The 14,993-nt window shown below is 76.3% G+C and carries 12 protein-coding genes; 7 read left to right on the top strand and 5 right to left on the bottom strand.

Annotation, left to right across the window (positions count from 1 at the left end; translation table 11 throughout):
• Positions 1 to 295: 295 nt before the first annotated feature.
• A complete protein-coding gene (locus MN205_RS10475; RefSeq protein WP_242126960.1) occupies positions 296 to 1,807 on the bottom strand; it encodes a hypothetical protein in 1,512 nt (503 codons plus the stop codon).
• A gap of 363 nt (positions 1,808 to 2,170) precedes the next feature.
• On the opposite strand from MN205_RS10475, the gene MN205_RS10480 reads away from it, so the two are divergent.
• Positions 2,171 to 3,565 (top strand): hypothetical protein, encoded by a 1,395-nt coding sequence (locus MN205_RS10480; protein ID WP_242126961.1) that lies wholly within the window; start codon positions 2,171 to 2,173, stop codon positions 3,563 to 3,565.
• Between the two features lie 84 nt (positions 3,566 to 3,649).
• Here the strand turns inward: MN205_RS10480 and MN205_RS10485 are convergent, their stop codons facing one another.
• On the bottom strand, positions 3,650 to 4,987 hold the full coding sequence (locus MN205_RS10485; protein WP_242126963.1) for a hypothetical protein: 1,338 nt from the start codon (positions 4,985 to 4,987) through the stop codon (positions 3,650 to 3,652).
• 49 nt (positions 4,988 to 5,036) lie between these two features.
• Entirely contained in the window at positions 5,037 to 6,176 is a 1,140-nt protein-coding gene (locus MN205_RS21830; RefSeq protein ID WP_242126965.1) for a glycosyl hydrolase, read from the bottom strand.
• 335 nt (positions 6,177 to 6,511) lie between these two features.
• Here MN205_RS21830 and MN205_RS10495 point away from each other — a divergent pair, with 335 nt between their 5' ends.
• Together MN205_RS10495 and MN205_RS10500 are read left to right on the top strand one after the other, a co-directional pair.
• Positions 6,512 to 7,222, top strand: coding sequence for a methyltransferase domain-containing protein (locus MN205_RS10495; protein ID WP_242126966.1), 711 nt, complete (start codon positions 6,512 to 6,514; stop codon positions 7,220 to 7,222).
• 98 nt (positions 7,223 to 7,320) lie between these two features.
• Positions 7,321 to 7,509 carry a hypothetical protein gene (locus MN205_RS10500; RefSeq protein WP_242126969.1) on the top strand — a complete coding sequence of 63 codons (189 nt, stop codon included), beginning with the start codon at positions 7,321 to 7,323 and terminating at the stop codon, positions 7,507 to 7,509.
• An 80-nt stretch (positions 7,510 to 7,589) separates the two neighbouring features.
• Here MN205_RS10500 and MN205_RS10505 read toward each other — a convergent pair whose 3' ends face one another.
• On the bottom strand, positions 7,590 to 9,131 hold the full coding sequence (locus MN205_RS10505; protein ID WP_242126971.1) for a PH domain-containing protein: 1,542 nt from the start codon (positions 9,129 to 9,131) through the stop codon (positions 7,590 to 7,592).
• Positions 9,128 to 9,697, bottom strand: a complete 570-nt coding sequence (locus MN205_RS21835) for a PH domain-containing protein (protein WP_242126973.1) — start codon at positions 9,695 to 9,697, stop codon at positions 9,128 to 9,130. Before MN205_RS21835 ends, MN205_RS10505 begins: the two co-directional genes overlap by 4 nt.
• A gap of 56 nt (positions 9,698 to 9,753) precedes the next feature.
• Between MN205_RS21835 and MN205_RS21230 the strand changes: the two genes are divergently transcribed.
• The 4 genes from MN205_RS21230 to MN205_RS20620 form a co-directional block, all read left to right on the top strand.
• A complete protein-coding gene (locus MN205_RS21230; protein ID WP_308220264.1) occupies positions 9,754 to 11,064 on the top strand; it encodes an ATP-binding cassette domain-containing protein in 1,311 nt (436 codons plus the stop codon).
• A 7-nt stretch (positions 11,065 to 11,071) separates the two neighbouring features.
• Positions 11,072 to 12,106 carry an endonuclease/exonuclease/phosphatase family protein gene (locus tag MN205_RS10520; protein WP_242126975.1) on the top strand — a complete coding sequence of 345 codons (1,035 nt, stop codon included), beginning with the start codon at positions 11,072 to 11,074 and terminating at the stop codon, positions 12,104 to 12,106.
• A 96-nt stretch (positions 12,107 to 12,202) separates the two neighbouring features.
• Entirely contained in the window at positions 12,203 to 13,810 is a 1,608-nt protein-coding gene (locus MN205_RS10525) for a methyl-accepting chemotaxis protein (RefSeq protein ID WP_242126977.1), read from the top strand.
• 64 nt (positions 13,811 to 13,874) lie between these two features.
• Positions 13,875 to 14,993 (top strand): methyl-accepting chemotaxis protein (locus MN205_RS20620; RefSeq protein ID WP_308220265.1); only part of this gene is annotated, 1,119 nt, incomplete at its 3' end.

Here is a 14,993-nt window from a genome sequence, read left to right on the forward strand (position 1 = left end):
CTACGTCTTCCGGAGGAACCGGGATGGCCCGTTTCGGGGTGACACAGAGACCATCGGGACCGGCCTGCGAGGCCTTGAGCGCGAACGTGCGACTTCTTGTAACGCCCCGGGTGTGACGCGCGATGACCGGCGATCGGTGCACGCAGCGTCACCACCGGGGGCCCGGACGGGGGGAGGACTCCGGACGGTTCTCACGCAGGGTGACGAAGACCCCTCCAGACGCGACGAGGCGCCCCACCGCGTCGGTGGGGCGCCTCGTCGGTGGGCCGGTGGCCCGGCCCAGGGGCGGCGGGTGTCAGCCGCGCCGGCCGGGGGCCGAGCCCGTGGGCTCGTCGTACCGCTCCTGCACGACCGGGCGCGGGCGCTGCTCGGCGGGCCGCGCCTCCGGCGCACCGCCCTGCGCCGGGCTGGGGTCGCCCACCACGACCTGCGCCACCACCGCCGGGGCGGCGATCGACAGCTGGGCCGTCGTGCGGCTGACCAGCTCGGCGCGCGGGTCCGCCTCGACCTGCACGAGCACCGCGTCGACCTCGCCGGCCACCGCGAACGCGACCGGGCTGGAGACCACGGAACCGCCCACGAAGACCACGAGGTAGCCGGCCTCCACGAGGTGGCGGATGCCCGCGCCGACCCCGTGGGGCTGCAGCGTCCGCGCGTCCAGCGGCAGGACGCTGACGACCGCCCCGCCCCCGACGCCCCACGGGCGCACCTCCTCGCTCCAGCGCCGCTCCGGCACGCTGCGGCCGGTCACGTCGCCCACCGGCGCGCCGTGGGCGGCGAGCTGGCTGCCGGACTCGTCGGCGTCCACGAGCACCACCCGGCGCCCGGAGCGCGCCGCCGCGGCCGCGATGCCCGTGGCCAGCGCACCGGCGCTGCCGCTGGTCGCCGTGACGAGCACGCTGCTGATCTCCAGGCGCGGCGTGCGCAGGTGCCCCAGGTGCTGCAGGCCGACGAGCACGACGCCCGCGCTGCGGCTGGGCGCGCTGGTGGGGTCGGCCAGGGCGCGCCCCGCGGGCAGCGACCCCCAGCGGGCCAGCTCCACCAGGCCGGGCAGCGGCGGCGCGGTGACGCGCTGCTTCAGGTGCGCACCCCAGGCCACGGCACCGGCGGCGGCCAGCAGGCCGGCGAGACCGGCCACGAGACCGACGTGCAGCGGCGTCGGCGGGGTAGGGGCCTCCGGCACCCGCGCGGGCTGCACGCCACCCACGCCGGAGCCGTACGACGCCGCGGCGATGTTGAGCTGCTGGATCTGCGCGGCGTCCCCGACCGGGTCGAGGACCCCCACCACGGCGTTCGTCGCCGCGGTCACCTGCGCCAGCGAGCGCGCCTGGTACGCGTACGCGACGGCGTCGGCGATGTCCGCCGCCGCCTGCGCGGACGAGGCGGTGGCCGTCACGGTGATCTGGTTGGTGTCGGCCAGGCCGGTGATGGTGAGGCCGTCGCGGAAGTCCTCCGCCTCCGCCGCCGGCACCGAGACGGTCCCGCCGTCGGGCGTGGCCACCGGCTCCAGGGCGGTGTCCAGCACGGCGCTGGAGTCCACGACCGCCGCCTGCAGGACGGCCCACTGCGTGGAGTCGCCGAGGTTCGCCGCGTTCTGGCCGACCGCGGTGGGGTCGAACGGGCGGTCCTTGTCCAGGGTGATCGTCGCCGTGGCCGCGTACCGCGGCTCCAGCCACTGGCCGGCGGCGAAGTAACCGGCCACGGCGAGCACCAGCCCCGCGACCAGCACCTTCCAGCGGTGCCGGTAGACGGCTCCCCACGCGCTGGTGCTGCTGCGCTCCATGGTCCCCACGGGTGTTCCCGCCACGCCGCTCCTCCTGCTCCCCCACCGGGTGCCCCTCACCCGGCCGGCCGCACGGGCGACCGCGCGCCCATCTTTCCACCGCGGGACGGGCACCGTGGCCCGCTCGGGCCCACTGCTGCCGCGACGACCCGCACGGCCCAACGCGTCGTTGCTCCCCGTGGGTGAACCCGTCACGAACCGCCACGAACCCGGCGGTGCTCGCGCCGGACCAGCCCCGCCGCGCCCCGGCGCGACCTACGATGGCACGGCAGCCGGTGCGCCCGGGACCCCGTCGCGGGCAACGCCCCGCGGTCCCCCCGCCACCACCGCAGAACCGCCGCCGGCCGGCACGAGACCCGCACCGGCCGTCCACACACGGGAGCACGCGTGAGAACACACCCCCGGCCGGCCACGTCCGCCGGACCGGCCGCCGACCCCGCGGGTTCGGCGGCCGGTGCCAGCACGGTGGCCGACCGCCGCGTCCTGGCGGTCGTCGCGGTCTTCCTCGTCGCGGTCACCGTCCTGCAGCGCTTCACCATCCCGGTGGGCCCGCAGCTGTCGGTGGCGGTGCCCGTGGTGCTGCTCGGCCTGGGGTACCTCCTCTGGCACGGCGACGCGGTCGAGAACACCCCCGCGGTGCGCACCTTCGTGGTGGCGATGGCCGTCTGCCTGATCGCCGCCGGGACGGTGATGGTGACGGAACGCTCCGGCGTGCTCACGTCGCTGCTGTACCTGCCCGTCATCTGGTCGGCGTTCGCGATCCGCCTGCACCCGCACCGGCACCACCTGTACCCGCGCGTGCTGGACCTGTTCGAGAAGTTCATGCTCGTCTTCGCGGTGCTGGGCCTGCTGCAGACGCTGACGCAGTTCGCCGGGGTGTGGACCTACCGCGACTACCTCCTGGACGTGGTGCCGGAGGCCTTCCTCTTCGGCGGCTACAACACCTCGTACCCCATCGAGTACGGCTCGCCGGTCATCAAGGCCAACGGCTTCGTGTTCCTGGAGCCGTCCATCTACGCGCAGTTCCTCGCCCTGGCGCTGCTGTCGTCCCTCGTGCGGCGCACCGCCGCGGTCCGCCCGGTGGTGCTGGGCCTGGCGCTCATCGGCACCATCTCCGGCACCGGGCTGCTGTTCGCCTCGTTCGGGGTGCTCGTCCTGATGCTGCGCCGCGGCGGCTGGTGGGCGGTGCGCATCGTCGTGGCCGGCGTGCTCGCCGCCGTGGGGGCGCTGCTGTCCCCGCTGGGGGAGATCTTCCTCAAGCGCTCCACGGAGACCTCGGGCACCAACTCCAGCGGCAACCTGCGCTTCGTCGCCCCCTACCAGGAGATCCTCGACGCCTGGGGCGCCGACCCCGCGGCGGCGCTGCTGGGCAAGGGCGCCGGCTACGCCGACGAGCTGATGGGCGAGATCTACCGGCTCACCGGCCTGCCCATCAACTTCTCCGGCCTGGCGAAGCTGGTGTTCGAGTACGGGCTGCCGGCGGCCGCGCTGTTCTGCGCCTTCGTCGTGCTGGCGCTGCTGCACCGCTCCCCCGCCCCCACGCTGGCCCTCAGCGGCGTCTTCGCCAGCGCCTTCCTCACCGGCTCGCTGCTGCAGCCGCAGGTGCTCTACGTGCTGGTGCCCACCTGCTCGCTGTTCGCCGGGCACCGCTTCGAGCAGGTGCTGGACGCCGCCGCCCGCCGCGGGCGCGCCGCCCGCCGCGAGGACGCCGACGCACGACCGGGCGGGGTGGGCATCACCGTGCCCGCCGCGGACCCCACCGGCGGCACGCGGCGCGCCTGACGCGGAGACGCGCCCGCCCCGCCGCCGGGGACCGGCGACGGGGCGGGACGGGCGGGCGGGCGGTGGGCGACCTCCGCGGGGGGCTCAGCCGACCGGCCGCTCCTCCTCCACGGCCGGGCCCTGCTGCGGCCCGACGGCACCGGCCGCCGCGGCCGCCGCCCGGCCGCGCACGTGGCGGTGGGCGACGACGAACCAGATCGGCGAGCTGATCCAGAAGGCCAGCGCGTGCCCCCACGCCGTGCCCTGGGCGGTGGCCCCGTGCTCGCGGGCGATGAGCGCACCCGCGGTCGTCAGCACCACCACCAGCGTCGCGTAGAACGCGTGCAACCGGAACGTCGTGCGGGCCCCCTCGTTGGCGTAGAGGACCGCCGCCGGGCCCACGCTCATCGCCGACCCGAACTGCGCGAGGACCACCGGCAGCAGCACGCTCTCCGTGCCCTCCCAGGTCTCCTCCAGCAGTGCCAGGCCCACCGCGTCCGGCAGCAGGAGCATCAGCCCGCCCCAGACCGCCGCCACGACGCACACCAGCCCGGACACCGCGAAGCTCGCCCGCAACCACTTCCGCGGCGCCCACGACCCGCGGTGGCGGCCGAACTCGGGGACCGCGAACGACAGCAGCCCCGTGGACATGATCTGCGCCGGGACGGTGAGCATGTTCGCGCCCCGCAGCGCACCGGCGGCGGCGGTCGTGCTCAGGGCCGCCGCCACCAGGACAGCGGCCTGCGCCCCGGCCTGGAGGATGACGTACTCCGGGACCGTGTAGCGGACCAGCGTGAACTGCTCGCGCACCCACGCCCCCGCCAGCCGCACCCGCGGCAGCACCCGCATCCGCCCCAGGCCGACGAACGAGGCGGCGAACGCCGCCCCGCCCCACGCCACGACGTAGGCGGCGACCGAGTCCACACCGCTGAGGAACAGCATCCCCACGGCCGCCAGCTGCAGCACGCCCCACGTGGCGTCCAGGAGGCAGGCCGCCGCGGGCCGCAGGCGCGCGAACAGCACCTGGCGCCAGCCGTCCTGCAGCAGCAGGCCGGGCAGGATCAGCCCCAGCGCCATCATCGAGCTGTCGAGCGCCGGCGGGAACAACCCCAGCGAGCCGACGCCCACGAGAGCGAGGCCGACCACGACGCCGCCGATGAGCACCAGGCCCATCGACGAGGCCGTCACCCGGCTGAACTCCCGGTCGTCCGCGGCGGAGAACCGCATCCCCACCGGCGCGGTCGCAGCGGCCCGGAAGAACCCGGTGAGCACCGAGAAGATCGCGAAGGTGATGGCGAAGGACCCGAAGTCCTCGTCGCTCACCGACTTGGCGATGACGATCTGCACGAGGAAGTTGTTGGCGCTGGAGATCATCTGGTCGGTGATGTTCCAGACGCTGCGCGTCGCGCCCGAGGCGCGCAGCGCCGCGATCCGCCGCCTCACGAGGGCGTGCGGGGAGGAGTGCCGATCACGCGTTCCACGCTACCCGCGGTCACCGGTCGGTCGGGGCCGCGTCGCCGCCCGGCCCGAACCGCTGCAGGAACGCCGCCGCACCCAGGGGGGCGTCGGCCAGCGTCATGCCCACCCCACCGGCCGGGACGTCGAAGTAGGCCTGGTACCGCACCGGGTTCGCCGCGATCACGTCGGCCATCTGGTGGATGAACTCCGGGCTGTCACCACCGCCCTGGGTGCGGCCCTCGGCGACCATCGCCCACTCGGCGAAGCTCAGCGGCTTGTCGTGCTCCGCGGCGAACTCGACCAGCTTGGGGACGCTGTTGATCTTCTCCCCCTTGGCCTGCCAGCGGGCGCCGGGGTCGATGGGGGCGATCCAGGAGTCGTAGACGTCCATGCCGATGATGTCGACGTAGTCGTCACCGGGGTACATCTCGTCGATGGCCACCGAGTCCTGCGGCCCCTCGGCGATGGTGAAGTCGATCTCGAACGAGGTGCCCTCGACCTCCACGGCCCGCACGATGCGGCGGAAGTACTCCTTCCACTGCTCGCGCTGCTCGGCGGTCTCGCCGATGTAGTGGGTCTCGTACCAGTCGCCGTTCATCTCCCACCCGAGGCGGATGATCGACGAGCCGATCCCCCAGTCGCGCAGGTTGCGGCCGTACTCGACCCAGTGGTCGTCGTACTCGCCGGCCGCCCCGCGGGCGCGCCAGTCCTCCGGGACCCCCTCGGGGACCATCGCGGTGGACACGACGAGCTTGCGCTCGTCCGGGCGCTCGCGCACCCACGCCGCCCAGTCCTGCCCCTCCGGCGCCTCGTACGCGAACCACGGGTGCGTCAGGGCGTACCAGTCGTTCTGCGCACCGAAGACCACGGCGACGTCCAGCGGCCGTCCCAGCCACTCGCCGAACTCGGTGTTCTCGGCGACGTCGTGGGTCCGGTAGACGCCGGCCCACTTGGTGTCCAGGTCGGCCGCGGACACGTGCGTCCTGGGCGTCCAGTCGCGCTGCGGGGCCGCGGCCGGCGGTTCGTCGTCGCGGCCGGTGACGAGCCACGTCGCCACCCCACCGGCGACCGCCGCACCGGCCAGGCCGGCCCCGAGGACCCACCTGCGCCGCGGGCCACCCGGCGGGACCGCCCCGCCACCCGTCCGGCTCTCCTGCCGAGTCGTGTCGACCACTGCTCGGTCCCACCTCCCCCTCCGGACGGGACCGCGGACCCGTCGAGACGACCTGCTTCGCGCCGTGCGCACGGACGGGCCCGGTGGGACCGAACCGGTCCGCCCCCCGCGTCCCGGCCCCGGCACCGCTCGTGCCCCGGGCGGTCCCGTCCACCGGAGATGCTAGGCGAGTTCCGGCGCACCTGACGCCGCGTGAGAGTGCTCTCCCAGCCCCTCGTCAGCCGAACAGACGGACCCCATGACGCTCCGCTTCCCACTCCGCGACGCACCGTGAAGAACCCGCGGTGGGCGGCGTCCAGGAGCCCACCGCGGCGCCGCCCTCCTAGAGTTCCCCCGTGGGCCGCTTCGAGAACGTCGCAACGCTCGCCCGCCCCTTCGCGGGAGCGGTGGCCCTCGACCTCGCCTGCGGTTCCGGGCGCACCACCCGCGCGCTGCTGGCCGCCGACCCCCGGACCGTGCACGCCGTCGACGTCGGTTCCACCCTCGACGACGACCTGCTGCTCGACGGGCGGGTGCGCGCCCACATCGCCGACCTCGACGACCTGCCCCTCGACGACGGCACCGCCGACGTCGCCGTCTCCCTCAACGCCGTCGAGCACCTGGCCGACGCCGGTGCCCACCTCAGCGAGGTCCACCGCGTGCTGCGGCGCGGGGGCACCGCCGTCCTCGCCCACTCCGACTGGGACACCGCGCTGTTCACCAGCGACGACGACGCCCTCACCCGCACCCTCCTGGACCGGTTCGTGGCGCACGCGCCCGCCGGCGGGTCCCCCACCGACGGTTTCGCCGGCCGCAAGCTGCTGCGGCACGCCGCCCGCAGCGCCTTCACCGTCGAGTCCGTGCACTCCTGGGCCGACCCGCACCGCCGCTTCGACGAGGGCTCCGTCGCCTGGAAGGTCGCCACCGGCGTGCTGGCCGCCGTCGCCGACGAGCCGCAGCTCGCCGCCCGCGCCGCCGGCTGGATCGAGGGGCTGCGCCGCAGCGCCGCCGCCGGGGAGTTCCTCTTCACCGTCACCGACGTCGCCGTGGTGCTCCGCAAGGACTGACCCCGCCACCCCCGGTGGCGGCGGTGCACCCGGCGCGAGAACGTGTCGCCAGCGCACCGCGCGGACGGACCGGCGGGTGGTGGGAGGGGGCGGGTGCAGTGGCCGGAGGGCTTCTCGGCAAGGTGACGAGGTTCCTGTCGACGCCGCAGGGACGGCGGTTCGCGCAGGAGGCGACGCGGCGCGTGCAGACCGCCGCGAAGGACCCGGCGACCCGGCGGAAGATCGACACGGCCGTCGCGCAGCTGCGCCGACGCGGGGGCGGCGGCACCGGCGGCACGCACCGCTGAGGCGCTCCGGGCGGGAGCACCGGAGCGGCCGGGCGCAGCACCGCCCCGCTCCGGGGGCGCTGCGCCGACCGCGCGGGGGTTCAGCCGTCGGCGTCGCCGGACATCCAGCGCTCCGGCCCGGCGGCGGCGCGCGCGGCGCGCGCCCGCCCCGCCTGCTCCACGAGCAGGCGCGCAGCCACGGGGGCGGCCAGGTGCTCCACGCGCGGCTTCACCGGCCCCGACGTGGAGTGCAGCGCCACGCTGGCCAGGCCCAGGCGGCGCTGCAGGGGGCCCTGCGCGATCCCGAGGCTCTGGGTGCGGGCGTGCGGCACCACGTCCAGGCGGCGCACCAGCCGGCCGCCGCGCGCCAGGAAGGCGTGCTCGGTGACGCGGTAGCCGTCGCGCCGCCACGACACCGGGTCCAGCCAGCGCGCCGAGCGCGGCACCGGCGTGTACCCGCCCTGCTCGTCGCGGCCGGTCAGCCCGTCGTGCACGAGCGCCAGCGCCGCCTCGGGCCCGGGCCCGCTGGCGCCCAGGGCGGGCAGCACGATCGCCAGCACCTGCGCCAGCTCCTCCTCGGTGCCCACCGGCAGCACCGTGGTGGCCTCCTGGCCCGCCTCCCCGGGGCCGACGGCGTACCCGGCGACGTTGACCTGCACGCGCCACCAGCCCGGCCGGCGCCACAGCAGCGGCTGGGTGATCCGCAGCGCCTGCACGCGGCCGGGCGGCAGGGTCTGCGAGCGCAGCTCCAGCAGGCCGTGCGTCAGGCGCATCCCGTCCGGGGAGTGCGCGACCGTGAAGTTGAAACCGCGGCTGAAGCGCTGCCAGACGGCCGAGACGGCACCGACCGCGCCGGGCAGGGCCGCCACCAGGGGTGTCGTGCTGCGGGCGGCGACGCTGCCCACGACGAGGGCGACGGCCGCCAGCACCACCAGCACGGTCGACGCGGAGCGCAGGGTGGCGGCGACCAGCCGACCCGGCGGCACGTGCACGACCGGCCGCTGCGGCGCCTCCGGGGCGCTGAGGTCACCGCCGCCGGCGTCGTCCAGGCGCAGCCCCGCGGCCGCGGCGAGCAGCGCGTTGCGCACCCGCTGCGCCTCCTCCTCGCGCAGGTACGCCAGCGAGACCTTGCTGCCGGAACCGCCGGCCACCTCCAGGCGCAGCTCGGCGAGCCCGAACAACCGGCCCAGCAGCGGGCGCACCACGTCCACCGCCTGCAGCCGGTCCAGCTGGGCGCTGCGCTGCTGGCGCCACAGCACGCCGCGCTCGACGCGCACGGCCTCGGCGTCGACGCGGTAGCGGGTGCGGCGCCACGCGATCGCGCTGTAGACGGCGCCGACGACGGCCAGCACCAGCAGACCGCCCAGCACGAGGAGCGCCAGCAGCCACGCCTCGACGTCGATGCGCAGCAGCTCGTCGCCGTTCTGGACGACGGCGAACGCCAGGACGGCCGCGACGATCTTCCAGGCGCGCAGCACCGGCGTGACGGGGTGCAGCCGGCGCCAGCCGGCGTCCTCCAGCACCGCGCGGGTGGGGGCGTCCAGCCGCCCGGCGACGGCGGGGTCGACGGCCTCCACCGCCGGCTCCTGCTCGCGCGCGTCCCCGCCGGCGGCTGCGGCGCCGGCGGGCTCGCTGCCGCTCACAGCCCCGCCAGCCGGGCGCGGCCGCGCTCGGCGAGGCGGTCGCGCAGCCGGGCGGCCTCCTCCGGCGGCAGGCCGGGGATCGCGGCGTCGGTGTCCGGGGACGCGGTGTGCAGCTGAACCTTCGCCAGGCCGAAGCGCCGGTCGACGGGACCGGCCTCGACGTCCACGTACTGCAGGCGCCCGTACGGCACCACGACGAGGGAACGGAAGAGCAGGCCGTGGCGCACGAGCAGGTCCTCGTCGCGCTCGGCGTACCCCCAGGCGGGCACCTGCCGGCCGGTCAACCACCACGCCCACGCCCACAGGGCCGCGACGACCGCGGCGCCCAGCGCGATCCACCACGTCAGCAGCGCGGCGAGCACCAGCAGGACCACGACGACGGGCGCCGACCACAGGGTCCCGGTCACGCGCTGGGAGGTCACCAGGCGCGGCGAGACCCGCCGCCACGTCACGCCCGGCGGGTCGAACGGCTCGGTGGCACCCGTCACCGCGTCCGTCACCGTCCCCCCGTCCGTCCCCGCGTCCGCCGCGGCCGCCCCGCCGTCCCCGCCGTCTGCGTGATCCACGCCGCAAGGGTGCCAGACGCGTTGCGCCGCACGGCGGCGTCGGCGAGGCTCCCCGTGTGATCGGCGAGGTCGGGAGCGCACCGGGTGCGACGGAGGAGGCGGGCGAGCAGCCCGTCATCCGCTTCGAGGGGGTCGGCAAGCGCTACCGCGACGGCACCGAGGCGGTGCGGGAGCTGACGATGGACGTGCACCGCGGCGAGCTCGTGGCCCTCGTCGGGCCCAGCGGCTGCGGCAAGTCCACGATCCTGCGGATGGTGAACCGCCTGGTGGAACCCACCAGCGGGCGCGTCCTCGTCGACGGCCGCGACACCGCCGCCGTCGACGAGGTGGAGCTGCGCCGCGGGATCGGCTACGTCATCCAGGCCGGCGGCCTGCTGCCGCACCGCTCCGTGCGCGACAACGTCGCCACCGTGCCCAAGCTGCTCGGCTGGGACGCGCCCGCGCGCCGCGCCCGCGCCGACGAGCTGCTGGAACTGGTGGGGCTGGACCCGGCCGTGCACGGGCCCCGCTACCCGGCGGAGCTGTCCGGCGGCCAGCAGCAGCGCGTCGGCGTCGCCCGCGCCCTGGCCGCCGACCCGCCGGTGCTGCTGCTGGACGAGCCGTTCGGCGCGGTGGACCCGGTCGTGCGCGACCGGCTGCAGGTCGAGTTCCGCCGCCTGCAGACCGAGCTGGGCAAGACGGCGCTGTTCGTCACCCACGACCTGGACGAGGCGGTGCGGCTGGCGGACCGCATCGCGGTGCTGTCCACCGGCGGGCACCTGGAGCAGTACGCCGATCCGGTGACGTTGCTGTCGCAGCCGGCCACGGACTTCGTCGTGGAGTTCGTCGGCTCGGACCGGGGCCTGCGCCGCCTGGCCGTCACCCCGATCCGCCCGGAGGACCTGGAGGCACCCCCCGTCCTGGCGCCCGGCGACGGCGTCGCGTACGCCTCCACCGCGCTGGAGGTCGACGGCCGCTCCTGGGGCGTCGTGCTCGACCCCGACAGCCGCGAGCTCGTCGGCTGGGTGCCGCGGGCGCCGCTGACCGAGGCCGCGCGCCGCGGCGACCGCGCCGGCCGGGTGGCGGACTGGACGCAGCCGTTCGAGGTGACCGTGCAGCGGGCCGAGACGATGCGCACCGCCTTCTCCACCCTGCTGGCGCAGGAGCTGCGGTTCCTGCCCGTGCTGGACGGCGCCGAGTTCCTGGGGGTGCTCACCCCCGACGTGGTGCACACCGCCCTGCGCGGTGGCCACGGCGCGCAGGAGGGCACCGTGGCGGCGGGCGCGACGACGGGCACGACGACGGGCACGACGACGGGCACGACGACGGGCACGACGACGGGCACGACGAGGCGTGCGGCGGCCGACGGCGGGAGCGGCGCGGCGTGATGCGCCGGTGAGCGGTGCCGCCGGCACCGCGCGGGCCCTGGCCCTGGTCTACGGCGTCGGCGCCACCGCCGCGCTCGCCGCGCTCGCCGGCCTCGGCGACTCCACCGCGCTCACCTACGTGGCGGGGCTGACGGCGTTCTGGTGGCTGCTGCCGGCGCTGGCGGTCGTCCCGGCGGCCGTGGCGGTGCGCGCGTGGGGGGTGCTGGCGTCGGTCCTCGCCCCCGCCGTGGCGGCCGGGGCGCTGCTGGGCCCGCACGCGCTGCCGGGCCGCGGCGGCGGCGACGCGGACCTGCGGGTGGCGACGTTCAACCTCACCGGCACCCGCGGGCTGGACGGGCTGCGCCTGCTGGTGGAGCGGTGGGAGCCCGACGTGCTCCTGCTCCAGGAGGTCAGCCCCGCCGCCCGCCGGTTCCTCGACGAGCGCTACCCGCAGTACCCGCACCGCTGGTACGGCCCGGCGAGCCCGGTGGCCGACGGGTCCGGCAGCAGCGACGGCGACGCCGTCTGGGCCACGGTGCCGGTGGTGTCCGCGCGACCGGTGACGGACCTGCCGGACGGCGCGCGACCGGGCGAGGTGGTGGTCCTGGACGCCCGCGCCCTCGGTGGCCCGGCACGGCTGCCCGTGCTGTCGCTGCACCTGGCCTCCCCCTGCCTGGGCTGCACCCCGCGCGAGCGGGAGGACAACCCCGCCGGCGGCACCGGGCGGGCGGCGCGCACCCGGGTGGCCGAGGCGCTGCGCTACGCCGACGTGACCCGGGACCTGGCGGCCGACGGGCCCGTCGTGGTGGGCGGCGACCTGAACTCCTCGGACTTCAACGAGCCGCTGCGGGTGCTCACCGGGGACGGCCCGGACGGCGGCGGCCTGACCGACGTGCACCGGGCCGTGGGCGACCGCCCGCAGCTGACCCGCGGGTCGAACCCCGGGTACGCGCGCGTCGACGCCGTCCTCGTGGCGGGGCTGGAGCCGGTGGCGGACGCGGAGGCGCCGTCGGGCGGCAGCACCCACTCCCCCGTCGTGGCGGAACTGCGCTGGGAGGGGTGAAACGCTCAAGGAACCGCGGTGGGGCGCCGACACAGGAGGGGAGGACGAGCAGGTGGAGGAACCGCCGGGCCGTCCAGCTCGCCGAGGAGACCCCGCATGGACGCGACCGAGACCCCCCGCCGCCTGCTCGCCGACCGCTCTGTGACGACGAAGATCGCCGCGGCGGTGCTCGCGGCCTCCGCCGTGGCCGTGGGGGTGGGAACCGTGGGGCTGTCCACCTCCGCCGCGATCGGGGAGGACGTGCGGACGATCCAGACCGACCACGTGGGAGGCATGGGCGACATCGCCACCGTGCACAGCGGTGTCGCGGCGATGTTCCGCGCCTGCCTGCTGGCCACCGACGCCGACGAGGCCGGTCGCGCCGAGGCGCTGCAGCTCGCCCGCGACGCCGACGCCCGGATCGAGGAGGCGCTGGACCACTACTCCGAGCACGCCACCGGCGCGGCCGCCGACGCCGTGACCGACCTGCGCGCCGCCTACGGCGACCACGCCGCGCTGCGTGACGTCGTGGTGTTCCAGCAGACCCCTGCCGCCGGGTTCACCATGCCCGCGGCCGACGAGGTCATCCCGCGCTTCATCCAGGCCGAGCGGGGGTTCGGCGCCGCCCTGGAGGAGCTGCAGGAGGCCGAGGCGGCGCAGGCGAGCGCCGTGGTCGCGCAGGCGGAGGCCGAGCAGCGCACCGCGCGCACGGTCGTCCTCGCCGTCCTCGGCGCCGGTCTGGCGCTCGCCGGCGCCCTGGCCGTGTTCGTCGTCCGCACGGTCCACCGACAGCTGACCTCGGTGGGCACCGCTCTGGACTCGGTCGCCGCCGGCGACCTGACCGTCGCCGCCACCGTCCACTCCCGCGACGAGCTGGGCACCATGGCGGGGGCCGTGAACCGCGCCCGCGACGGCATCGCGACCCTGGTGCGCCAGCTGTCGGAGTCCACCGGCACCCTCGACCACAGCTCCCGGCAGCTCGCCGGCGTCACCGAGCGGATCGCCGTCAGCGCCCAGGAGGCCGCCGGGCAGGCCGACGTGGTCGCCGCCTCCGCCGCGGACGTCTCCTCCAGCGTGCAGACCGTGGCCGCCGGCGCCTCGGAGATGGGCCTGTCGATCCGGGAGATCTCCCAGAACGCCAACGACGCCGCCCGCGTGGCGCAGGAGGCGGTCGAGGTCGCCTCCCGCACCAACGAGACGGTCGCCAAGCTCGGCGAGTCGTCCGCCGAGATCGGCAACGTCGTGAAGGTCATCACCGCCATCGCCGAGCAGACGAACCTGCTGGCGCTGAACGCCACCATCGAGGCCGCCCGCGCCGGGGAGATGGGCAAGGGCTTCGCCGTCGTCGCCGGCGAGGTCAAGGAGCTGGCCCAGCAGACCGCCCAGGCCACCGAGGACATCGGCCGCCGGGTGGCGACCATCCAGACCGACACGGAGGGCGCGGTGCGGGCCATCGCGGACATCAGCCGCATCGTCAGCACCATCAGCGACTACCAGGGCACCATCGCCTCGGCGGTGGAGGAGCAGACCGCCACGACCGCCGCCATGAGCAGCAGCGTGGACGAGGCCGCCGGGGGCGCCGCGGGCATCGCCGGCAGCATCGACGGGGTCGCCGCCGCCACGCGCACCACCAACACCTCCCTCGCCGAGGGCGAGGCGGTCGCGCGCGAGCTCGCCGCGACCTCCGCCCGGCTGCAGGACCTGGTGGGCCGCTTCCGCGTCTGACGCGCTCCACCCCTGCCGAGGGGTCGCACCGCGGACCCGGGTCGACGACGGGGGGCAGGACGACGTGAGCAGCGACGGGTACCGCGGGGCGACGCAGCGGCAGGGGGCGTTGCGGCGCTGGCTGGCGGATCGGAGGGTCGGCACCCGGCTGCTCATGGCCACCGCCCTGGTCGCGGTCGCCACCCTCGCGGTGGGCCTGGTCGCCCTGTCGGTGACCGCGGACCTGCGCTCCCAGCGGCAGGAGGAGGTGGGTCGCGCGGTGCCGTACGTCACCGGGCTGCAGCAGGCCGCGCTGGCCGCCAAGGCCGCCGCCACCGACGAGCGCGGTTTCTTCATCAGCGGCGAGCAGGAGTTCGCCGACGAGAGCCTGGGCCGCCAGGAGGACTTCAGCGCCGCGGTGGAGCAGGCCCGCACCGCGGCCCGCACCGACGCCGAGCGCGCCGCCGTCGACGCGATCGAGGCGCAGGTGGACGCCTGGTTCGACGCGCTGCGCGCCGAGTACGTCCTCGCCGCCACCGACCGCGACGCCGCCGTGGCCGCCTCCTTCGGCCCCAACCGCGACACCCGCAAGGCGTACGAGGAGGCCCTGGCGGCCGAGACCGAGCGGGCGAGCACCGAGCTGGCCGCCGGACGGGAGTTCGCCGCCACCGTGCGCGGTGCGCAGCGGACGGTGCTGGTGCTGCTCGTGGCGAGCCTGGCGGTGGCCGTGGCCGCCGCCCTGGTCATCCGGCGCAGCATCGTCGCCCCGCTGCAGCGGGTCACCGGCGTCCTGCAGCTGGTCGCCGAGGGCGACCTGACCGCGACGGTGGACCTGGACAGCCGCGACGAGATCGGCACGATGGCGCGGGCGCTGGACCACAGCACGGGCCGCTTCCGCGGCGCCGTGCAGCGGATCACCGGCGAGGCGGGGCGGCTGGGCTCGTCGGCGCAGCAGCTGAGCCAGGTCTCGGCGGAGCTGTCCGCCGGGGCCGACGGCTCCGCGGCGCAGGCCCAGGTCGTCTCCGCCGCCACCGAGGAGATCTCCACCTCCATCTCCACCGTGGCCGCCGCCGGCGACGAGATGTCCGCGGCGATCCGCGAGATCTCCTCCTCCACCGCCGAGGCGTCCTCCGTGGCGTCGGCGGCCGTGGCCTCCGCCGCCGACGCCTCCGCCATCCTGGAGCGCCTGAGCGCGTCCTCCCGC

This window comes from Kineococcus sp. TRM81007, assembly GCF_022669155.1.
Taxonomy (GTDB): Bacteria; Actinomycetota; Actinomycetes; order Actinomycetales; family Kineococcaceae; genus Kineococcus.

Bases quoted from the DNA above. Each gene is read 5' to 3' on its own strand.
- MN205_RS10525 (WP_242126977.1), top strand. From the start codon at position 12,203: ATGGACGCGACCGAGACCCCCCGCCGCCTGCTCGCCGACCGCTCTGTG.